The sequence below is a fragment of the Bradyrhizobium acaciae genome (genome assembly GCF_020889785.1).
Classification (GTDB): domain Bacteria; phylum Pseudomonadota; class Alphaproteobacteria; order Rhizobiales; family Xanthobacteraceae; genus Bradyrhizobium; species Bradyrhizobium acaciae.
This window is the reverse complement of sequence record NZ_JACMYK010000039.1, coordinates 17,425-38,922: the sequence shown is the minus strand read 5'-3', so window position 1 is coordinate 38,922 and position 21,498 is coordinate 17,425. Positions and strand designations below refer to the sequence as shown.

Sequence of the window (21,498 nt, the reverse complement as noted above, 5' to 3'; positions counted from 1 at the left end):
CGCGCCATGCGCGGCACGAAATCCTGCAGCGACCCGGTGAGCTTGCCCGCAGCGCACGGATGCGCCACCATCCCACCAACCGCGGACCAAACAACAGCAAAGCCGCGCAGACGGGGAAACGCATGAGCAAGGCCGCTCGGTTCGACTATGGCTGGGTCGTCGTCGGCGCGGGCGCGCTGATGACCTGCGTCGGCTTCGGCACCATGCTGTCGCTCGCGGTGTTCCTGCAACCGATCTCGAATGCGATGGGCTGGTCGCGCGCCGGCATCTCGGCCGCCGCGACGCTGGATTTCCTCTGCATGGGTTTTGCGGCGTTCGCCTGGGGCGCGCTGTCCGACCGCTTCGGCACCCGCATCGTGGTGCTGGCGGGCAGCGTGCTGCTCGGGCTGGGCCTCGTGACGGCAAGCCAGGCGCAGAGCCTGTGGCAATTCCAGCTCTGCTTCGGCGTGCTGATCGGAATCGCCGCCGGCAGCTTCTATGCGCCGATGATGGCGCTCGCGAGCGCCTGGATCGACAAGCATCGCAGCCTCGCCGTCGCCCTGGTGTCGGCCGGCATGGGCGTGTCGCCGCTGACGGTCGCACCAGCCGCAAGCTGGTTGATCACGGCCTATGACTGGCGCTTCGCGATGTTCGTCATCGGCATCGCCGCGTGGGTGCTGCTGATCCCCGCATCGTTCCTGGTGCGCCCGGCGCCGAAGGGAACCGAGATCGCGAATGCGACCGCCGCGAGCGCGCCGCAAATGGAATGGACCGTGGCGCAGGCGCTGCGCACGCCGCAATTCATCACGCTCGCTCTGGCGCATTTCGCCTGCTGCGCCGCGCATTCGGGACCGATCTTCCACATGGTGTCCTATGCGATGGTCTGCGGCATCGCGCCGCTCACCGCAGTCACGGTCTACAGCCTCGCCGGCTTCTCCGGGCTCGGTGGTCGGCTGCTGCTCGGGGTGCTCGCCGACCGGCTCGGCGCCAAGCCGGTGCTGGTCGGCGGCCTGCTGGTGCAGGCGCTGTCGATCGCGACTTATCTGGCGGTGGCGCAGCTCGGCGAGTTCTACGCGCTGTCGGTCGTGTTCGGCCTCGCCTATGGCGGCGTGATGCCGCTCTATGCCGTGCTGGTGCGCGAGTTCTTCGGCGCGCGCATCATGGGCACGGTGTTCGGCGCGGTGTCGGCCTTTGCGAGCCTCGGCATGGCGCTCGGGCCGTGGGCCGGCGGCTATGTGTTCGACACCTTCCATGGCTATACATGGCTGCACGCCGGGTCGTTCGCGATCGGCCTTGCCGCGGTCGCCGTGGCGCTCAGCTTCTCGACCAAGCGCCAGCCCTCGCTCGATCTCGGCCCCGCCACCGCCTGAACCGGGATGCAATCGTCGCGCTCGCGCGCGTCGATGACGGATAGCTGCTCTGCGTCGACGCCGCCCCGCCTTGCCCTCTTCTGCCGGATGGGTCACCATCGCGCGTGCCCCAACAAGAATGCCAGAAGGGGCCGAGGAAACGCATGAACAAGCCGCAGGGAGTAGACCTTGTCGAGCGGGCGCGCGCGCTGGCGCCGCTGATCATTGCTGAAGCCGACGAGATCGAACGGACGCGGCGGCTGACGCCTTCCGTCACCTCGGCCCTCGTCGAGAACGGGCTGTATCGTGCGCTGCTGCCGAAGCGTTTCGGCGGCGCCGAGGCGACGCTGGAATCGTTCATGCAGATGCAGGAGGAGATCGCCAAGGCCGACGCATCGACCGCGTGGTGCCTCGGCCAGTGCAGCGTCTGCGCCATGACCGCGGCCTATCTCGACCCCGACGCGGCCGACGAGATCTTCAACACCGCGCCCGGCGTCCTGGCCTGGGGCGCGATCGCCCATGAGGTCCGCGCCGAGCCCGGCGGCTACCGCGCCAGTGCGCGCTGGGATTTCGCCTCGGGCTCGCGGCAGGCGAGCTGGCTCGGCGCCCATGTCCGCGTCGTCGAAGCGGACGGCACGCCGCGCAGGAAGCCCGACGGCGCGCCGGAGATCCGCACCATCCTGTTTCCGATGTCGCAAGCGACGATGTACGACGTCTGGGACGTGATCGGCCTGAAGGGCACCGGCACCGATTCCTATTCGGTCGACAATCTCTTCATCCCGGACAAATTCGCCGCGCTGCGCGACGATCCCGCCGCGTGCCGCGAGGGAGGACCGCTGTACAAGCTCTCCACCAACATGGTGTTCAGCATGGGCTTTGCCGCCACCGCGCTCGGCGTCGCCCGCGCCACGCTGGATGCGGCGACCGAGCTTGCGCGCGGCAAGACCCCACAAGGCCTCAAGGCGATGCGTGACAACAACGCGGTGCAGGGCCAGATCGGCCGCACCGAAGCGAGCCTGCGCGCCGCACGCGCCTATCTGTATGCGACCGCCCACGATGTTTGGAGCGATCTCGCGCGCGGTGAAGCGATCAGCGAGGCGCATCGCATCGCGATCCGCATCGCCTCGACCTGGACCATCCACCAGTCCGCCGCCGTGGTCGACATCGCCTATCACATGTCGGGGGCAACGGCGGTGTTCGCCAAGAATCCGTTCGAGCGACGGTTTCGTGACATGCATGCGATCGCCCAGCAGATCCAGGCCCGCGACACCCAGTATGAGGGCGCCGGCAAAGCGATCCTGGCGGGCAATCTCTCCGCGCCGCCGACAGCGCGCTGAAGTCAGATTGAACGAGGGCTCGTACTCCCTCTTGAAACCGGGAAGTCGGTTTCGCCCTCAGTTATTTCGACTTGGGAGGTTCCTGAATTGACTTCATATAGCTGACGACCTCCTCCGCATCCTCCCTGCTGAAGCGGAAGGTCGGCATGGAGGGATGGATGCTGCTGTAGCCGTCCTGCAGTCGTTGCAAGAAGTCGCTGTCGTAGAGTTTGGTTTCACTGAAGGTGCGAAAGGGCGGCGCCAGCCTGTTCGGGCTGTTCCCGGTCCTGCCAATGGAGTGACATCCGGCGCATAGCTTTTGCAGCATCTCTTTGCCATGCCGCTGCTCCTCAGCCCGCGCCTGGGCCATGGTGCTCGAAAAGAGACATATGGTCAGTACCAGCAAGGATCGCGTCATCGCAGTCGTTCCGCTGTTCTGTCGCATGGCGCAACCTTCCTTGCTACTTGTCCCAATTGCGCCAGTGCGTCAGATGAATCTGAACGGGATGGCCCGTTAATGTCTTGATCCAGCCTTCGAGGGCGCGACGGCAGGGGAAGACGAGAGCATGCGTGGCCACGTCAGCCCCCATGACCGCCAATTCCAAGTCCCGATCAAACGGGGCGGGTTCAATCGTCATCCACAGCATCACGAAGGCTAGAGAGCAACCCGCTACCAGCTATTGATCGGTATCAAAGTCCAGTAGTGATCCCCGGTGGTAGCCCTTATTCATTCTTTGCCAGGCGGCTTTCGATTTTGGGCCAGCCATTGGGCCAGCTTGCCTTCTTCCTCGGCCAACAGCTTGCGCAACGTCTCGATCTTCCGAGCGTCGGTTTCCGTCTCCAAAAGCTCTTTGTAATGAGCGATGTTTGCTCGAAAGACGAAGTCAGCCATGCTTGCCGCCGGTTGCCCGATTGCCGAGTTCCATCGTGCCACAGCCTACCGGTGATTTACATAAGTAATCAGCGGTGAAGCTACTCGCGTCGAGGGCCGGGAGGGTCAGTTGAGGGGCAAACTCGGAAGTCGGAACGCGCAACCGTGAGGTCCGCTTCACCACGACACCGGACTTTCGATCGCCAGCCCGGCACTTCCGAAAAGGCCAAGAAGCGACATGGCTTCGCATTACTAGAGCGGGATGGGTTTTGGTTGAATCGGCCGGGTGCGGTCCTCGTTTCACCTCTCCCGTTGGGGAGAGGTGAACCTTCGACGCCGCTCCAACTCAACCCAATCTCATCACGCTCTAATGAAACTAAATGAAAGAGAGCAACTACTTGCTTCCGTTCCGTTCCCAGAAGACTACAAGCCGCCAGCGGCCCCGGCCGCCAACCGAGGCGGCCTTACGCCGCCCTGTGAATACCAATTCAGGAACGTAGTGGAACGTTTGCGCCGCCGGGGGCAGACTCGGGAACGTGCAAGAGCGCGGCGCCCCGGCTTACCGTGAGCTAACCTACCTCTCCTGATCCGGGAAGTCCCTTACGGACACCACCCGAATTTCAAATACGGCTCCTTCGGGCTAGATGATACTCGATGAGGCCAGGATGCTCGGGCCAACATGAGCAGAGAGTGTCCATTAGCGATGTCCGACGAACAATGACCAAGCTTGAATTGATGAAGGTCAAAGACGCTGCCAAGGAACTGCCAGACCATTTTACTATGGACTGGCAGACGATAGCGAGCGCACCGTTCGACCGTGATCTCGAAGTCGCGGTTCTCGACGCTGGAGAAACCCACGCGGTTGTCTTTCCGTGCCGCCGTGTGCTTCGAGGTTGGGTAAGCGCAGAGACAGCCGCCCCCGTGGCCATTCATCCAACCCATTGGCGCGAATGGAAGGCCTCCAACTCAGCGCTTTTTGTTGTCCTCGGTCCGGGGATTGCGCAAGGCGGCGACCTTTAGTTTCTCCTCCGCCAGCAGACGTTCGATGGCGGCACGCCTCTCCGCGTCCGTTTCGGTCTCAAGGAGCATCTCGAAATACGCAATGTTGGCGTTCGCGATCTCTTCAGGCATCAGGACAGGCGTCCTATCACTCGACCAAGTCGATCCGACCCCGATCCCACAAGGGATACGGCCGTGCTGCAATGCGGCACGAAAGTATCGCAATCATCTGCCCCCTTCAAGAGGTGGCCGATCAGCGGTACAAGCGATCCATCGAGTTGGAATCTTGCTCAATGCAAATCTGTCATGCAGCGATTCTTGCGGTCGCGTTTGAACTGACCGGATCGGTGGCCATTGCTGCGGATGCAAACCACGGGGCGGAGCTGGCAAAACGATGGTGCGCTACCTGTCACGTGGTGAGCGACGATCAGAAGCAGGCAGTCGCCGATGTGCCGCCATTTGCTACAGTTGCGCGTAACCCAGATTTTAGTCCCGAGAAGCTGGCGTTTTTCCTGCTCAACCCGCATCCCAAGATGCCAAATTTTCCGCTGAACCGAGCCGAAGCAGCAGATATCGCCGCTTACATCGCGTCGCTGCGCAAATAGCGCGGAGCTGGCTGAGTGGCGCAGCAAGAATTCAAGACCTACGGCGGCAAAGTACTGGCCACCTCAGTTGGCGGCTTCTTTCATTCAGCCGAACGATACGCGACAACAACGCCGTGCAGGGCCAGATCGGCCGCACCGAGGCAAGCCTGCGCGCCGCGCGCGCCTATCTGTACGCGACCGCCCACGACGTCTGGAGCGACCTCGCCCGCGGTGAAGCAATCAGCAAGGCGCATCGCGATCCGCATCGCCTCGACCTGGACCATCCACCAGTTGGCCGCCGTGGTCGACATCGCCTATCACATGTCGGACGCGACGGCGGTGTTCGCCAAGAATCCGTTCGAGCGACGGTTTCGCGACATGCATGCGATCGCCCAGCAGATCCAGGCCCGCGACACCCAGTATGAGGACGCCGGCAAGGCGATCCTGTCGGGCAATCTGGCGGCGCCGCCGACGACGCGCTGGGGCGCGATGAAGGCAGGTTGAACCAGGGCGGTGCTCATCGCTTCGTCTTGTGAAGCACCACCCTGCCCTTTGAAGCAATGCCACCCCACCTGGCAGACCAACCGACTTCCGAGGTGGAGGGGCGTTCGGGGCGCGTCTGATCCCAAGCCCCCTGCAACGCAAAGAGGGCGCCTTGCGGATCGACACATCGAACGATCCAGCAACCATCGGGTAACTCGATCGGCCCCTGGAGGACCCGGCCTCCGCCAGCATCAACGCGCCCGGCGGCCACGCCGATGTCGTCGACGTTGAAGTAATAGAGCCAGTTGGGCTGCGATACGCTCGGAAGCTTGGTGAGCATGCCGCCGATCGTCTGCCCGGCCGCCGAAAACAATTCATACACGTCTGCCGGATCGGCTTCAGCATGGGCCTTCTGCCAGCCAAGAAGCTTGCCGTAAAACGCAAAGATCTTGTTCCGGTCTTCGGCCAGCAACTCGTGCCAGCCCACGCGTCCGGGCTCGTCCAACCCGCCGGGTTGCCGTTGGCCATATTTCAGTCCGGTGACCAGCGCAAACGTCGCTCCCTGCGGATCGGCGACCACTGAAATTCGGCCGATATTGCTGTCGGTCGGCGATACCAGGATGGCGCCGCCAAGACGGCGGATCTGCGCGGCCTTCGCATCCGCGTCATCGACGGCGACGTAGCCGACCCATCTCGGCGTTGCGCCCAATCGCAGCCCCTCTTCGGGGAGCTCCATGAGCCCGACCACCGGAGTGTCGGCTGCAGTAAGCACCGTATAGGCCTGCTCCGGCGTCGACGCATCTTTCGTCGCCCAGCCAACGACCTTGCCATAAAAGGCACCTGCTGCCCGCATGTCCGTCGTCAGGAGTTCATACCAGGCGAAGCGTCCGGGCTGATCGACCAAGCTGATTTCCCTGTTCAAGCGCCGGCAATTGCCGCACTGCATCAAACCGCACCCGTCGCGATCTGCTCACGGGCGCAGATATTCGGTGCCATCGATTAAACTGCGGTGACATTGTTCATGAAGATGAATGCAATCCAGCCTCATTACATTTCGTGACGCGGTGAATCTTGCCTGCCTTGTTCGCTCGACGTAGGATCACGGCCTACGGAGTTCGTTCTTCCAACCTTGGAGGATGCGGCCATGCAGCGGGCGAAGCAAGCTTCGAAAAAGAAGCGAATGACCAAAGCCGCGGTGCCGGCGCTGGGAGTAGCCGGTCTGACTTTTTCGCTGGCGGGAGGTGCATCGGCTTCGGTCGTGCCAACCGGCGACATTCAACACAGGCCGAACTTCGCGCCCGGCCAGGTGACCGCACTCAGCGAGGAAGAACTCGCCGACGTCAGCCTCGCTACCTTCCATCTCAATCTTCTCGACCATGGAAGCGTCGCGAGCGGTGTGCTGCTCGCGCGGGGATGCGGCGGTTGTCATGGCTGCGGCGGTGCCAGAGGTTGCGGAGGCTGCAGAGGCTGCGGCGGATGCAGGGCGTGCAGAGGTTGCCGCTGCGGCGTCGGTTGCGGTGGATGTGGCGGCTGCGGCGTTGGTTGGATCGGAATAGGCGTGCCGTGGGTGACATGCGCAGGGTGCTGTGCATCGTGGGGCCGCTGCCGCTGGTGCTAGGACGCAGCGCGCCCTGACGCAGCGCCCCCTGACTATGCATCGACACGTCGCGATTTCATTGGCCGGGCCCGCGAGCGACCCGGCCGATTTTTTTCTTTCTTTACAACGTTCGCCGCGCCCGGCCGGTCAGCTTGCCGATGGCGGACGAGTGTGATCCAACTTGTTCGAAGAATGCCAGTGGAGCTCGACGCACAAGTTGGGCGGAGCAGTGGTTTGCCGTGCGCCGGCAACCGGCAGTGACGGTAACAGGATCAGCGTGCTGACCCGATGACAGTCAATCGCAAGAGCCGCGCTGCGAGGCAGACCCGCAAGGGCGTTTTGCGCTTCGCGCCGAACTTCACCGCCTATGTCATTCCTCCCAATGTGGTCTGTCTTTATTCCGAGAATCGCAAGTTCTTCCTGCACGGCGATCTGTATTGTGCCGTAGCCACGGCGATCGGAAAAAACGGAAGGGCTGCGCCAGAGATCGTTCGCCAGCTTTCAAGGAGTTTTCCCGCCGACAAGATCGAGGAAGCGATCAAGCGGCTGTTGGAGCGCCGTTACGTCGTTAGCGGAGCACCGCACGCATTCGCGGGCGCCGTCGATGGATATTGGGCGAGCCTCGGCCTGCCTCCGGAGGTCGCGGAGCAGAATCTCCGCAATTGCCCTGTGCGGGTGGAATCGATCGATGTCAAAGGCGGCAGGGAACTGAGCACGGCCTTGAGCAAGCTTGGCGTTCAGATCACCAAGCGGTCGCCCAGGCTCATCATCACGCTGGTGAACGACTATCTTGATCGACGGCTCGCCGAGCTGAACGCGGAGCGCGTCGCCGATGGGACGCCGTGGCTCCTGGTGCAGCCGTCCGGCGTGATTCCGTTGGTGGGACCTGTGTTCAAGCCGGGCGAGAGCGCCTGCTGGACCTGCCTGTTCGATCGCATGATACGCAATCGGGAGATCAAGGGATTTCTCGACCGCGGACCGGCGCAAACCGTCGCCGTATCGCCCCTGGTCCACGACACCGTTGGGCAGACCGCGGTTCACTTCGCTGCCGTGGAGATCACGAAGGCGATTGCCTCGGGTTTTCGCACCGACCTGCGCGACCACATCGCAAGCTTCGACCTGACTGGTGCCGTCATCGCCAAGCACTACGTCGCGAAACGCCCGCAATGTCCCACGTGCGGCAGCAAGAAGCTACAGAGCCCGCGCCGGGCGGCGACCCCGATTGAGATTGCCGAGGGCAGAAAGCTCATCGTCACCAGCGGCGGATACCGCACCGTGACATCGCGAACCACCGTCGCGCGGTTCCGCAAACACGTAAGTCCGCTGACCGGCGTCGTTTCGCGGCTCGAGCGGATCGAGGCCGATCTGCCGATGAATACGAATTTCTTCGCCTACCACAACTTCTCCGCGCCGGCCTGGAACGTTGACCAGCTCAGATCCGGACTGAGCGGCGGCAGCTTCGGCAAGGGTTCCACAGCCGAACAGGGCGAGGCCAGCGCGCTGATGGAGGCGATCGAGCGCTATTCGGGCATTTTCCAGGGCGACGAGATCAGGGCGAAGCGCCGCTTTACCGATTTCGCTCCCGGTGACGCTCTTCTTCCCAACGACGTCCAGCTTTTCAGCGAGACGCAATTTCAGAACAGGCATGCCCCGCAGCCGGACGATTCACACCCGGTTCCCGAGCCGTTCGATCCCTCGACAAGAACCGAGTGGTCGCCGGTCTGGTCGTTACGCGACAAGCGTTTCAAATATCTTCCGACCGGCCTGCTGTACTTTTTCTATGGCGGCTTCCACACGGATTCCAACGGATGTGCGGCCGGCAACACCCGTGAGGAAGCCATCGTTCAAGGCTTCCTCGAACTGGTCGAACGCGATGCCTACGCCATCTGGTGGTACAATCGGCTGCAGCGCGCCGAAGTCGACCTCACGCAATTCGACGATTCCTATGTGCGGGATCTGCAAACCCAGTTTGCCGATGTGGGGCGCAGGCTTTGGGTGCTCGACATTACCAGCGATCTCGGCATTCCCTCTTACGTGGCGATCACGCACTGGATGCAGAACGGACACGAAAATATCGAGTTCGGCTCCGGCTCGCATTTCGATCGCCGCATAGCGCTGCTGCGTTCCCTCACGGAGCTGACCCAGTTCATGTCGATCGGCATGATGGGCGGCGGAAGCGGCGAGAAGCCGACGCTTGACGGTGTTACGCCGCTGCGGCTCGACGACTATCCCTTCCTGATCCCCAGCGACAATCCGATCGTCCCGCCGGCACCAAGCCTCAAGGTTCACGATAATACGAGCGACCAGGTCAATGCCTGCATCGAGATTGCGACCGGCGCGGGACATGATTTCCTCGTGCTCGACCAGACGCGGCCCGACGTCGAAGTCCCCGTCGTCAGAGTGCTCGTTCCGGGCTTGCGGCATTTCTATCGCCGCTTCGCGCCCGGCCGGATTTACGATGTTCCGGTGAAGCTGGGATTATTGGAACGCTCGCGACTGGAAAGCGAACTCACTCCGTTTCTTCCACACACCTGAAGGTCGGCTTCCGTGCGCGTTCTCCGGAAAAAGCCGGCCAAGAAGATCGCACCAGTCATCGTCGCCCGATTGAACGGTCGTTTTTCCCTGCATATGCAGGCCGACGGAAGCATCGCCGCTGCCCTCGGCGGCTATACGGTCAATCTGGGACAATTCAGCGCGGCTGCGATCGACCGTGCGGGACACCTCGCCTCCGGCCTGCCGCTCGCCTCCTTTGCCGGCAGAAGTGCCCTCGCGAGGCAGGTTCATGCCCTGGTGCAGCGACTGGCGCGGCACGGGCTTATCGAATACCGCCTATCCTCTCCGCGCGAGGAGCAGGACCTCGTGATCATCGAGCCGCAGCTCGCCGAATACTGGCCGCAGCGCGCAAAGCTGGGGAACGGTGATACCATCGTGTTGTCGCGCTTCGCCTATCTGCGCCGGCGCGGCAACGAGATGGTGCTGGAATCGCCGCGCGCCGGGGCGCTGTTTCGGATTTGCGATCCCGCCATCGCGGCCACCCTCGCGGCCCTGTCGCAGCCCCAGCAGGTCAGCAAGCTTCGTCGCCACGCAACCTTCCTGAATCTCGATCTGCTCGGATTGCTGCTCGACAGCCAGATGCTGATCAAGCTCAATGCGAAAGGCGGCGACGGCCTCCGGGAGAACGAAGGCGACGGCAACCTCGTTCTCTGGGATTTCCACGATCTCGTGTTTCACACGCGGAGCACGGAGGGCCGGCATGCCGATCCGGTCGGCGGTGCGTTCACCTATGCGGGCGTCGTTCCACCGCTGCCTGCGATACGTCCGCGTTGGCCAGGCGAGAAGATCGCCCTCGACAAATTCTCCACGCGGGAGCCGGTCTCGCCCTTCGCGAAGCTGTTGCGTGAACGCCATTCAATACGAGACTTCGACGACCAGCACCCGGTCACGCTCGCCGAACTCGCACAGTTTCTCGACACCACCGCCCGCGTGCTATCGGAATGGAAGAGCGGAGCGAGTTTTGACGACGGCCCTGAAGTCACCTACAGCGCGAGGCCCTATCCATCGGCGGGCAGCGCTTACGAACTGGAATTGTACCTGGCGGTCTCGAACTGCGAGGGGCTTGCGCGCGGATTTTACCATTACGATGCAGGCGGTCACGCATTGGTGGCGATCGGCGCTTCCGCCCACCAGCTCCAGGCGCTCTCGACGGCGGCCGCGTTTGCCATGGACGCGCCCGGCCCGCCGCAGGTCCTGATCACGATCGCCGCGCGTTTCGGGCGGGTGTCCTGGAAATACAGCTCAATCGCATATTCGCTGATCCTGAAGGATGTCGGCACCATGATCCAGACGTTCTATCTGGCGGCGACTGATATGGGCCTTGGCGGCTGCGCCATCGGCACGACCAACATCGATCTGTTTGCGAAAATCACCGAGCTCGAATTTCATGTCGAGAGCCCGGTCGGTCAATTTGCACTCGGACGCGGCAAGAAACCGCTGGCTGCAAGCTAGAGAGCCAGCTCGGCGTTTCAGGCGGACACGTTTGAGCCCGCCGATCGTGGCGTGTCTTGCGTCCATTCGGGCCAGACCCTGCCGCCGAAGAGCGCTTCTTGGCTTGCAAGCGCCCATCGTTCGAGTCAGGACATGGCCGGGAGGTTCACCATGCTGCTTGAAACCGGGCTTCGCGGTGGCGCATTGGCGCTCCTCGGCATGCTTGCGATCATCGGATTTCCCGGCACGCTCCGATCGCCGATCGGTCGCGTCACACTGCTCTTCGATCTCTGTGTGATCGCGTTCCTGATCGAAACGGCGCCCGAAATCCACGAAATGCTCGCCTGGTGGATCGTTCCGCTGCGGATCCTCAGCAATTCGATCGCAGGCGTGTTTGTCGCCTGGGCCGAGACAGCCTTTGCCGACAGCAACCCGCCGACGCGCTGGCGGTGGGCCGGCTTCGTTGCCATGCTGCCGCTCGCAGCCGTGGCCACCTTGTCCGGCTCGGCCGTGGCCTGGAACGCGACGCATGCCGCGACGCTGATCCTGGTGATCTTCGAGACCGCTCGGGTGCTTGCCGGGCGCAAGGCAGACCTGGTCGAGGGGCGGCGGCGCGTAAGGATCGTGTTCGCCTGCGGCATTGGTCTCGTCATCCTTGGCACGACGGTGCTGGACGCTGCCGGCGTCCGCTGGCTGCCCGAACTCTCTGCCGTGCTCGGCCTGTCCGTGGTCGCGGTTCTGATCCGCCTGCGCACGCTTGTGCCTGAGCCGGCACTCCAGCCGGCACCCTCCGCGCCGACCACGCTGGCGATGCCCGTGACAGCGGAGATGGGCCCGGAGGAGCGCCAATTGGCAGAGCGGCTGCGGCAGGCGATGGAGCACGAGCGCGCCTACCGCGACATGGACCTTTCGGTGGATCGACTGGCCGAGCAGTTGGGCGCGCCCGCCTACCGCCTCCGGCGGCTGATCAACCAGCGGCTCGGCCACCGGAACTTCACCGAATTCGTCAACCAATACAGGATGAAAGAGGCGCGGGCGGCGTTGTCCGACCCTGCGCAAGCGCGTGTCCCGGTGCTGACCATCGCCCTTGACGCCGGTTGGGGATCGATCGGTCCGTTCAACCGCGCCTTCAAGGCTCAGGCCGGCGAAACGCCGACTGAGTTCCGCCGTCGGGCACTGGCCGATTTCGCAATCGGCCATCCCTTGCCGGATTCGGCCAGGGCGGACGCGACTTTCGACAAGACCGCCACATCGACATGAGGCCTGATCCTGGCACGACCAGGAGGACGGCATCATGCCCATCGCGAAGCCAGGCTATCGCCTTTTCTATATCGACAACCTGCGCTGGTCGGCGATCAGCCTGGTCGTCATCATGCACGCGGCCGTGACCTACTCGCCCTTCGGCAGCTGGTACTACCGTGAGCATCCCGAACTGGGCCTCGGAGCGAAGTTCGGATTCGCCGCCTATCAATCCTTTCAGCACGCGGTTGCGATGGGATTGCTGTTCGGCATCGCCGGCTTCTTTGCGGCCGGCGCCATCGCACGCAAGGGCGCCGGCGCTTTCATGCGCGAGCGCCTGTGGCGGCTCGGCCTGCCGCTGCTGCTCTATATGACGGTGATCGGCCCGCTGACCGAGTATTTCGTCGCGGGGTCGTGGCAGTCGAACCCGCGGCGCACATTCATGCAGGATTGGTGGTTGCACCTCCGCTCGGGGGAGCTTCTCGACGAGTCGGGTCCGCTCTGGTTCTGCCTTGTGCTTCTCCTGTTCTCGGCCATCTACGCCGCGCTGTGCCAGGTGCGCCCGGTCCGGCTCGTCCCGCGGCAGCCCCCGTCCACCGGGGTCGTGTTGGGCTACGCGATCCTGATCGTCATCGTGACCTTTGCGGTGGGCGCTGCCTTTCCGGACGCCACGACCGTTCTCAACATCGATGTGCACGACTTTCCGCAATACCCGTTCATGTATGTTGCCGGTATAGCGGCGTGGAGAGCTGATTGGTTGCGCCAGATTCCGTGGCGCGTCGGAAGGCGTTGGCTGTGGGCAGGCTTCGTAGCCGGCGGTGCGCTGTGGATCGTCCTGCTCGCCACGGGCGGCGCCATGAGCGGAGACGTGTCCGCCTATCAGGGCGGTTGGCACTGGCAGGCCGCCGGCATGGACGCCTGGCGATCATTCACCTGTCTTGCGTTGACGCTTGGGGCGATCACCCTCTACCGGGAATGCTTCAACAGCCAAGGTGCCTTGGCGTCCTTCCTGACGCGCAATGCGTTTGGCGTTTATGTCCTGCACGCTCCGATCTTGATCGCGGTGACGCGTTTCCTGCATGACTGGCCCGCTTCCGTCGGCATCAAATTCGCGGTGGCCGGCATAGGCGGGGTGGTGTTCAGCTTTCTCCTCGTCGGTCTCGTCGCTCAGCGAACACCCGGCTTGCGCGCGGTTCTTTGAGCGACGACGGCAGGTTCCAGGAAGGGCTGGGGTATGATCCGGAAACATGCGAAGCGGTTTTTCCTCGCGACAAACGCGGAACGCGTTTGCGCGGAGATCATGCTTAAAACAAGACGCCAACGCGCGATGAAGTCAGACTGAACTCCAATTTTGAAAGAAGAAAATGACTCGTTAGCCGGCTCGGGCGATTCCCATGATTTGATCGATCGATTTGGTCAGGACCTCAGGAGTTGGCGACCTTGCTGCGGCGGCGAAGTTCATCTGCAAGAGCCGCCTCTGCCGGAATGCCGGCGTCAAGTCCTTCCACGATCGCCTCCAGCACCCCGGCCACCCCGGCACTGGTTGCCCAGCCAAGATCGGATGCTTGTCCCGAGAGCTGATCGATGATTGCTTGGGCCAGATTAGCCGATCGAGACGGATCGACGTGAAGCGCCTCGCGCACGAGCGGCAGGCGATAGAGCGCGAAAATATCGGCTTTGACGTTGCCCGTGCAAATGTCCTGGATCGCGAGGCGGATTTGCAAGGTCAACAGGTCCGGTGACAGGAATCGGTCTTTCGGAACATCAAGGCGCTCGAATTCTTCAGGGGTCCAGGTGTCGTGGCTCATGTCGCGCCGGTCATAGAAGCGCGCGACCGAAGGCGGCAGCGGGTCACAAAGCCTGATGAGCGCGAAGGTTACCGGCCCCATCGTCGGCGTCACGTCATCCGGATGCCAGACGTTCTGGCGCCGGACTGCCGTCGCATCGAGGAAGGCGGTCAGCAGTTCGTCGAGCGCGCGCGCGGCGGCGTCGGAGCCGTCAGCGGCCAGAATGTCGCAAAATTCCGTCTCGCCAACGGCTTTGCCGCGATAATGGAGGGTCGGAAGCCAGCGGTCGTCAACGACGATTTCATCGAGATGTTCGCGCGCCTCGCGCGCCAATTCGTGCAAGCCCGCGATAATGCGGGCTGGCTCTTTCGACCCGATCTTGACATAGCCGCGCCTGATCGCTTCGGCGAGGCTGTCGATTCTCTTCACTTCCGCATTCTGGGCTGCGACGTCCGCCACGACACGGTAAGCCAAGGGAATCGGCGCACCGAGACCGCCGACGCTGGATGCCGTCATGGGCGGCAGGTCGAATTCCAGCCGATGGTTGAACGGAGTGATCGCGAAGGCGCGGTCGTGAAGGTGGACCAGCTCATGCGGAAACAGACTCGGCTCAGGAAAGGACCATGTGCCGGTCTTGGGATCGACCAGTTGATAGGTTTGGCCCACGTCACCGGCAATGGAGAGTTCGCGGATGGTTCCGTCGCGCGACAGGACGACAAATCGGTCATGCACGATCCAGGCTATCGAATCCGCTGAACCGGCGGAATGCGCGGACCAACCGTTCAAGACGCTGGCGACGAAGCAGCGCTGTCTGTCGTCGAAATGATCCCAGGGAAGCGTTGAAAAAGGTCTTGGCCGCAATTTCCAGAACAATTGCGTCGTCTCAGCGAACAGAATCGGAAAATGCACGCGGCCGAAAGCAGGATTGAAAGCGGGCGCCTCTCGCGTTTCAAGCGGGTCGAAATAGGTGTCTTCCAGTTGCTTTTCGCGGCTTGCGCGCCATTCCCCCTCGCGGCTCGCAAAGCCAGCCTCGACGCCGGGAAAAACCAGTCCGATCTCCTTGCGCGCCTCGGCCAGTTCGGCGTCATTGAAACGTAGCGTATTGATCCTGCGCAATGTCTCGGCGTTCAAGGGCTTGAACCCAATGGAACGCGTGAGACGGGGCTTATCCGTTACGTCCCAAACCCCGAGACCGAACGCGAGGGCGGCGTCCGGCTCACGCCCGAACAATTGGCGCAGCCGGCCGCCAAGCCCATGCTCGCGCGCATCGGAATCGACGGCGACGGGATCGAAGGTGCGAACAATCGCGTGCGTTCCGTCCGGGCTGATCGACTGGACCGGAAAGGTCGTATAGACCGACGGCTCGATTTGCCGTTGGATCACCTGCATCTCGAGCCGCGCGGTGTCCAGGTCGATCACGGCGACGCCGACGGTTGTGTCCCGCGCCATGGTCGTGATCGCCTTGTTGTGTTGCCTGCTCCATACCCATTCCGGTCCGTTGACGCTGAATTCGAATGGCGCCACGAGTTGGCCGTCGGCCCGGAAAGTTGCGCGCGCGCCGCGGTCGAACCGTATGCGTCGCAGGCCGTTGGGTTCAACCGGCGCATATGTCAGCCAGAACTGATCGGCCCCGGCTTCCCCACGAAGAGGACCGTCGGAAAAGGGGATCGAATCCCAGGGAGCTCCGCTTTTATTCAGGACATCGTGATCGCGGTGGAGGAGCTGGAAAGCGCCATCCTGCTGCGTCTGGATCAGGTTGTATCTGGCGGATTCCTGAAGTGTCGGTATCTCGAGGACCGCGATCAGGCCGGGATTGCAGTGATAGGCGACCGCCCGCCTTCCGTCACGGGAAACTGCGATGCGGTCCGCCGCTTGCTTCAGCCGGCCGCGCTTGATCACCTGACGAGAGCTGAGGTCGACAAGCGCAATGCCCATTTTATTCGAGAGGAGAAGGCAGCGGTCGTCGCCGACGCGCGTGCAATCCTGAATCCTGGCGTCGGCGAATATGGCGAGTTTCTGTTCTTCCGCGAAGCCGTCGGAAATGGCGATCGCGCTTCCAAGCGTTCCGTTGATTGGGCGAACGACGAACACATTCATAAATTGCTTTCCGCGCAAATGATCGCGTCGAAGGTTGGTCCAGAATAATTACGTTTGTGAAAACGCGATCCATTAGGTGAATGTGACGTTAGTGCGAGATTTCGTTGATCATCTAGGCCCTTGCACAGCTGCTCGCTCGGGCCTGCGCCTCCGAAGCGCTGGCTGCATGGTACGAAAGTAGGCACCCGCGACTCTGGTCACGGCACGAATTCCTGCGGCGCAACATCCGGTTGTTAAGCTTTTTCTGAGACTTTGCGGCTGGCGCTAATGCCTGGAGTTCCGACGGTCCCATGTTCACGCTTCGATCGATTGCCGCTCGCCTGATTCTGGCGATTTCACTGACCGTTGCAGTCGCCTGCGCCATCCTCGGCGGCTTCTCGATCAGCCAGCAACGTGCGCTGACCCGGCTCGCGCTCGATCAGCAGCTCAAGCTGCAATATGACAGCGTGATTGCAGCGATCGACTACGAGGGCCGCACCGCGCTTGCGGTCTCGGCCGTCATCGCCGCCCTGCCGCCGGTCGAGGACGCGATCGCCAAGGGTGACCGCGACGGCCTCGGGAAGCTGCTCGCCGCCCCCTGGGCGTCGATCAAGGCGCAGGGCATCCCGCTGATCTCGTTCTGGCAGGCCCCGGCGACGAGCTTCTACCGGGTCCACGCGCCGAAAACCTTCGGCGACGACGCTTCCACGCGGCGCACGACGGTGGTGGAGTCGATCAAGGCCGGCAAGCCGATCGTCGGCGTCGAGCCCGGCCGCGAAGCGCTTTCGATCTTCGGCATGACCCCGGTGATGCACGACGGCAAGACGCTGGCCAATGTCGACATCGGCGTCGCCTTCGGCAAGGAATTCGTCGATCGCGCCAAGAAGCGCTTCGGCATCGATCTTGCCGTGCATTCCTTCGACGGCCAGAGCTTCAAGCGGCTGTCGTCCACCTTCGGCGACACCGCCGTCGCGACCCCCGACGAGCTCAAGAGCGTGATGAACGGGACAGCGGTATTGCGGGACGCGACGCTCGACGGCCATGCGGTCGAACTCTATCTCGGCCAGATCAAGAACTATGCCGGCGAGCCGGTCGCCGTGCTCGAGATCATCAAGGACACCAGCGATTATGCGGCCGCTGCCGCGAGTGCGCAGCGCAATCTGATCCTCGGCGTGGTCGCGATCCTGGCCGCAGCCGTGCTGCTCGCGTTCCTGCTCGGCCGCGGCCTGTCGCGGCCGCTCACCGCGATCACCGCCGTGATGAACCGCCTGTCCAGCGGCGACACCAGCGTCACAATTCCCGGCAGCAAGCGCCGCGACGAACTCGGCACCATGGCGAAGGCGGTCGACGTGTTCCGCCGCGGCATGATCGAAGCCGCCTCGCTGCGCGACGCGCAGGAGGCCGACAAGGTGAAGGCGGCGGCCGACAAGCAGGCGCTGCAGCGGCAGATGGCCGACCGTTTCGAAGCCGACGTCAAGGGCATGGTCGCCGCCGTCGCGCAGTCGTCGGGCGCGATGCAGCGCGTCGCCAACGAGATCGCGACCAGCGTCAACGGCACCTCGGAACGGACCTCGGCCGCGCCGCCGCGTCGGAGGAAGCGTCGGCCAGCGTCAACGCAGTCGCCGCCGCAACCGAAGAGCTGGCGTCCTCGATCACCGAGATCGGCCGCCAGGTCACCCATTCCAGCCGCGTCGCCGACGGCGCCGTGGCCAAGGCGATGGAAACCACCGAGATGGTGACGAGCCTTGCCGCGTCAGCCGAGAAGATCGGCGACGTGCTGCGCCTGATCAGCGCAATCGCCAGCCAGACCAACCTGCTGGCGCTCAACGCCACTATCGAAGCGGCGCGCGCCGGCGATGCCGGCCGCGGCTTTGCCGTGGTCGCCGCCGAGGTGAAGGACCTGGCGAGCCAGACCGCGAAGGCGACCGAGGAGATCGCCGGCCAGGTCGGCGCGATCCAGTCCGCCACCGGCAATTGCGTCAGCGCCATCGGCGACATCAGCGGCACCATCCGCGAGATCTCGGCGATCGCCACCGCAATCGCGGCCGCCGTCGAGCAGCAGGATTCGGCGACGCGGGAGATTGCCCGCAGCGTGCAGCAGGCGTCCTCCGGGACCGGCGAAGTCTCCGCCAATATCGCCGGCGCGAGCGAGGCCGCCGGCCAGTCCCGCGCCCTCACCGGCAATGTGCTGGATACCTCCGGCCAGCTCGGCGATCACGCCTCCGCATTGTCGCACAGCGTGGACACGTTCCTTGCGGGACTGCGCAACGCGGCCTAAGCGGCGGCGCTCGGGCTCAAGTCACGGCCAGGGCAGCACGGGCGGCGGCGCCGAGCGATCGGCCTTGTCGTCCGGCCCTGCCCCGGATCGCCCCCAACTCGCCATGAACGGCATTCTGAGCAACCCTGACAGCGACTGCTTCTCGGCGTCATCAAAACCGTCGAGGCCATAGCGCAGCTCCGCGAAGCGCGGACCGTGATTATAGGTGCCGCCGAGCCGGTCCCAGATCGAGAGCAGGTTGGAGTAGTTGCTGTCGGTCTCCGGCTGGTGACGGGAGTGATGCATCTTGTGCATGTTCGGCGTCACGGAGAGGAGCCGCAGCCAGCGGTCGAGCCGTTCCGGCAGGCGGATGTTGGCGTGCTCGAATTGCGCATTCAGCGCCGACAATGTCAGGTAAGTCACAAGCACCCAGGCCGGCGTTCCGAACACCAGCACAGCGGCGATATGCCAGCCGATCCGCCACAGCGTCTCCCCGGGGTGCTCGCGGAAGGCGGTGGTGACGTCGACGAAGCGGTCGGCATGATGCATGCGGTGGAAGCGCCACATCCAGCCGAGTTTGTGCATCGAGACGTGGGCGAAATAGGTGAACAGGTCGAGCCCGATGATGCCGAGCAGCAGCTGGCTCAAGGGTGACAGGCCGAGCCAATGCGACAGGCCGAATTTCGCGTCGAGCGTCCATTGCACGGCCAACGGCGACAGCGGACTGAGCAGCAGGTTCACGCCGAGGAAGATCACGGTGATGGCGGCGTTGCGGCCGATATTGCGCATCCGCTCAGCGCGCGCGTAGCCGAACAGCGGAAACGCAGCCTCGAACAGCAGCACGATCGCGAAAGATGCCAGCAGGAACGCGATGCGCGCACCGATCGACGGCAGCTCGACATTGACGATCTCGCCTGCCCCCGGGTGCCACAAAAGCTTCGCAAAACCGATCATGCCGATGCTCCCCTCGCTTTACAAAACGAATATTCGTTCTTTATACTGACGACAGACGATCGTCAAGACGGCTCCCATCGCCGGATTTCCGCCCGACGACCAACAAGGACCGACAATGCCGAAGGTGAAGCCCGAAACCCTGGCGATCCGCCGCGACGAGATCCTGCAGGCCGCGGAGATCTGCTTTGCGCGCCAGGGGTTTCACCAGACTACGATCCAGGACGTGATCAAGCAGTCCGGGCTCAGCGCCGGCTGCATCTACGGGCATTTCAAGAACAAGGAGGACCTGATCCAGGCGATGGGAGAAAGCCGCCACGGCCGCGACAGCGCGCTGCTTGCGGTCAAGGGCCCGTCGGATGACGTCGTGCAGAACCTGCGGTCGATCGCCCGCGCCTTTCTCGGCGACCTGCAGAAGGAAGAGGGCCTGCGCGCCCGCCGCGTCGCGTTGCAGCTCTGGGCGGAAGCGCTGCGCGACGACGTGGTCCGCGACCAGGTGACGAGCGGCATCCGCCAGCCGATCGCCCTGATCGTGGACCTGCTGCGGCGCGGCCAGAAGAGCGGCGCGATCGATCGCAGCGTGCAGCCGCGGGGCGCAGCGCGGGCGATGGTCGCGATGTTCCAGGGCATCGTGCTGCAACGGCTGTGGGGCGAGACGGTCTCGACGGCGGAGGCCATGCAGGCCTTCGATATCTTCCTCGCCGGCCTTGCCGCCAAGCGCTGAGGGGGGACGCGATGATCATCCACGACCTCTTGCTTGGCATCGTCACCGGTCTCGCCGGCGGCCTGACCGCGGGACTGCTCGGCGTCAGCCCCGGCGGCGGACTGGTCGTGTTCTCGGTGCTGCTGCTCCCCGCCGGCCAGCACGTCGCGCAGGGCATCTCGCTGGTCGCGCAGGTGCCGCCGACCAGCCTCACCGGAATCCGGCGCTATTGGCAGAGCGGCAACCGCACGCCGCTGCGCTGGATCGTTCTGCTCACGATTGGCTTCGTCGCCGGCGGCGCGGCGGGCGCGCTCGCCGCCAATCATGTCACCGAGCCAACACTGCGCTGGACCTATGTGGCCTATCTCGTCGCGCTCGACGCGATGCTGATCCTGCGCGGCGGACACGACAAGAAAGTGCATGAGACTGACGGCGCCGTGCGCGACATATCCTGGCCGGCGCTGCTCATTGTCGGGCTGCTGGCAGGCCTGTCGTCAGGCTTTCTCGGCATCGGCGGCGGGCTGGCAACAGTGGTGGGATTAAGCGCCGTGCTCGGGGTACCGCAGCACCAGGCGCAGATGGCGAGCCTCGTGATGTCGTTGATCCCGACCACGATCCCATCGGCCTGGATCTATTGGAGCGAGGGTTCGCTCGCATCCTGGCCGGTGCTGGCTGGCGTGATCGCCGGCCTGCTCGCCGGCACCGACCTCGGCGCCCGCGCCGCCAACTGCATCGACCGCGCGCGGCTGCGCGGCGCGATGATCTTCTTCGTGTCGCTGATGGCGGTCTATATGACCTTCAAGGCAGTGTGGTAGACAGGCGCGACAGTCCTCCTCGCGGAGCCCGCCATGCGCAAGCCGACAACATCGACCAGCAAGGCGACACGACGACCGTCGGCAAAATCGGCGGAAGCGCTGTTCGATGCGTACCCTGCCCCCGTCAAGGCGAAGCTGCTGGCGCTGCGGCGTTTGATCTTCGAGACCGCGAAGACGACGAAGGGCGTCGGCGGGCTGGAGGAGACGCTGAAATGGAGCCAGCCGAGCTACCTCACACCGGAGACCGGGAGCGGCAGCACGGTCCGGATCGACCAGGTGAAGCCGGCCACCGATCAGGTCGCGGTCTACTTCCATTGCCAGACCAATCTGGTCGAGACCTTTCGCGAGCTCTATCCCGAGCTCAGCTACAGCGGCAATCGCGCGATCCTGCTCGATGTCGCCGGCAAGCTGCCGGAGCCCGCGTTGCGCCATTGCATTGGGCTGGCGCTGACCTATCACCTGAACAAGCGGACGACGAGCAGCAGCGCGTAACCCCACCGTCATTGCG

The 21,498-nt window shown here is 63.7% G+C and carries 18 protein-coding genes and 2 pseudogenes; 12 read left to right on the top strand and 8 right to left on the bottom strand.

Annotated elements, in window-relative coordinates:
* Positions 1 to 122: 122 nt before the first annotated feature.
* The gene (locus tag H8A92_RS17570; RefSeq protein ID WP_229196939.1) at positions 123 to 1,349 is read left to right on the top strand and encodes an MFS transporter; all 1,227 of its coding nucleotides are present in this window, start codon (positions 123 to 125) and stop codon (positions 1,347 to 1,349) included.
* A 143-nt stretch (positions 1,350 to 1,492) separates the two neighbouring features.
* Entirely contained in the window at positions 1,493 to 2,665 is a 1,173-nt protein-coding gene (locus H8A92_RS17565) for an acyl-CoA dehydrogenase family protein (RefSeq protein WP_229196938.1), read from the top strand.
* A gap of 61 nt (positions 2,666 to 2,726) precedes the next feature.
* Here H8A92_RS17565 and H8A92_RS17560 read toward each other — a convergent pair whose 3' ends face one another.
* The 4 genes from H8A92_RS17560 to H8A92_RS17545 form a co-directional block, all read right to left on the bottom strand.
* Positions 2,727 to 3,089: a c-type cytochrome gene (locus H8A92_RS17560; protein WP_016843298.1), complete on the bottom strand. Its 363-nt coding sequence runs from the start codon at positions 3,087 to 3,089 to the stop codon at positions 2,727 to 2,729.
* A gap of 16 nt (positions 3,090 to 3,105) precedes the next feature.
* Entirely contained in the window at positions 3,106 to 3,282 is a 177-nt protein-coding gene (locus H8A92_RS17555) for a hypothetical protein (protein ID WP_338026550.1), read from the bottom strand.
* Positions 3,283 to 3,371: 89 nt separating this feature from the next.
* Complete coding sequence (locus H8A92_RS17550; protein ID WP_229196936.1) at positions 3,372 to 3,536, bottom strand: hypothetical protein; 165 nt, start codon at positions 3,534 to 3,536, stop codon at positions 3,372 to 3,374.
* Between the two features lie 945 nt (positions 3,537 to 4,481).
* On the bottom strand, positions 4,482 to 4,646 hold the full coding sequence (locus H8A92_RS17545; RefSeq protein ID WP_229196935.1) for a hypothetical protein: 165 nt from the start codon (positions 4,644 to 4,646) through the stop codon (positions 4,482 to 4,484).
* Positions 4,647 to 4,807: 161 nt separating this feature from the next.
* On the opposite strand from H8A92_RS17545, the gene H8A92_RS17540 reads away from it, so the two are divergent.
* Together H8A92_RS17540 and H8A92_RS17530 are read left to right on the top strand one after the other, a co-directional pair.
* Positions 4,808 to 5,119 (top strand): c-type cytochrome, encoded by a 312-nt coding sequence (locus tag H8A92_RS17540; RefSeq protein ID WP_229196953.1) that lies wholly within the window; start codon positions 4,808 to 4,810, stop codon positions 5,117 to 5,119.
* A 113-nt stretch (positions 5,120 to 5,232) separates the two neighbouring features.
* A pseudogene (locus H8A92_RS17530) lies at positions 5,233 to 5,602 on the top strand (hypothetical protein).
* A gap of 13 nt (positions 5,603 to 5,615) precedes the next feature.
* Here H8A92_RS17530 and H8A92_RS17525 read toward each other — a convergent pair.
* Positions 5,616 to 6,485 carry a VOC family protein gene (locus H8A92_RS17525; protein WP_338026548.1) on the bottom strand — a complete coding sequence of 290 codons (870 nt, stop codon included), beginning with the start codon at positions 6,483 to 6,485 and terminating at the stop codon, positions 5,616 to 5,618.
* A gap of 195 nt (positions 6,486 to 6,680) precedes the next feature.
* Positions 6,681 to 6,959: a hypothetical protein gene (locus H8A92_RS17520; protein WP_229196933.1), complete on the bottom strand. Its 279-nt coding sequence runs from the start codon at positions 6,957 to 6,959 to the stop codon at positions 6,681 to 6,683.
* 507 nt (positions 6,960 to 7,466) lie between these two features.
* Between H8A92_RS17520 and H8A92_RS17515 the strand changes: the two genes are divergently transcribed.
* The 4 genes from H8A92_RS17515 to H8A92_RS17500 all read left to right on the top strand — a co-directional run bounded on the left by H8A92_RS17515 (position 7,467) and on the right by H8A92_RS17500 (position 13,602).
* Positions 7,467 to 9,713 (top strand): TOMM precursor leader peptide-binding protein, encoded by a 2,247-nt coding sequence (locus H8A92_RS17515; protein WP_229196932.1) that lies wholly within the window; start codon positions 7,467 to 7,469, stop codon positions 9,711 to 9,713.
* Between the two features lie 93 nt (positions 9,714 to 9,806).
* Positions 9,807 to 11,183, top strand: coding sequence for a SagB/ThcOx family dehydrogenase (locus H8A92_RS17510; protein WP_229196951.1), 1,377 nt, complete (start codon positions 9,807 to 9,809; stop codon positions 11,181 to 11,183).
* A 273-nt stretch (positions 11,184 to 11,456) separates the two neighbouring features.
* Positions 11,457 to 12,422, top strand: coding sequence for an AraC family transcriptional regulator (locus tag H8A92_RS17505; protein WP_229196931.1), 966 nt, complete (start codon positions 11,457 to 11,459; stop codon positions 12,420 to 12,422).
* Positions 12,423 to 12,456: 34 nt separating this feature from the next.
* On the top strand, positions 12,457 to 13,602 hold the full coding sequence (locus H8A92_RS17500) for an acyltransferase family protein (protein ID WP_229196930.1): 1,146 nt from the start codon (positions 12,457 to 12,459) through the stop codon (positions 13,600 to 13,602).
* A gap of 223 nt (positions 13,603 to 13,825) precedes the next feature.
* Here H8A92_RS17500 and H8A92_RS17495 read toward each other — a convergent pair whose 3' ends face one another.
* Positions 13,826 to 16,285 (bottom strand): hypothetical protein, encoded by a 2,460-nt coding sequence (locus tag H8A92_RS17495; protein WP_229196929.1) that lies wholly within the window; start codon positions 16,283 to 16,285, stop codon positions 13,826 to 13,828.
* Positions 16,286 to 16,575: 290 nt separating this feature from the next.
* Between H8A92_RS17495 and H8A92_RS17490 the strand changes: the two are divergent.
* Positions 16,576 to 18,542, top strand: a pseudogene (locus H8A92_RS17490) (methyl-accepting chemotaxis protein).
* Between the two features lie 21 nt (positions 18,543 to 18,563).
* Here H8A92_RS17490 and H8A92_RS17485 read toward each other — a convergent pair.
* On the bottom strand, positions 18,564 to 19,475 hold the full coding sequence (locus H8A92_RS17485; protein ID WP_229196928.1) for a sterol desaturase family protein: 912 nt from the start codon (positions 19,473 to 19,475) through the stop codon (positions 18,564 to 18,566).
* 115 nt (positions 19,476 to 19,590) lie between these two features.
* Between H8A92_RS17485 and H8A92_RS17480 the strand changes: the two genes are divergently transcribed.
* The 3 genes from H8A92_RS17480 to H8A92_RS17470 are packed head-to-tail and all read left to right on the top strand — an operon-like array spanning position 19,591 to position 21,482.
* Positions 19,591 to 20,196, top strand: a complete 606-nt coding sequence (locus H8A92_RS17480; RefSeq protein ID WP_229196927.1) for a TetR/AcrR family transcriptional regulator — start codon at positions 19,591 to 19,593, stop codon at positions 20,194 to 20,196.
* Between the two features lie 11 nt (positions 20,197 to 20,207).
* On the top strand, positions 20,208 to 20,990 hold the full coding sequence (locus tag H8A92_RS17475) for a sulfite exporter TauE/SafE family protein (RefSeq protein WP_229196926.1): 783 nt from the start codon (positions 20,208 to 20,210) through the stop codon (positions 20,988 to 20,990).
* Between the two features lie 33 nt (positions 20,991 to 21,023).
* Positions 21,024 to 21,482 carry a DUF1801 domain-containing protein gene (locus H8A92_RS17470; RefSeq protein WP_229196925.1) on the top strand — a complete coding sequence of 153 codons (459 nt, stop codon included), beginning with the start codon at positions 21,024 to 21,026 and terminating at the stop codon, positions 21,480 to 21,482.
* Positions 21,483 to 21,498 lie beyond the last annotated feature (16 nt).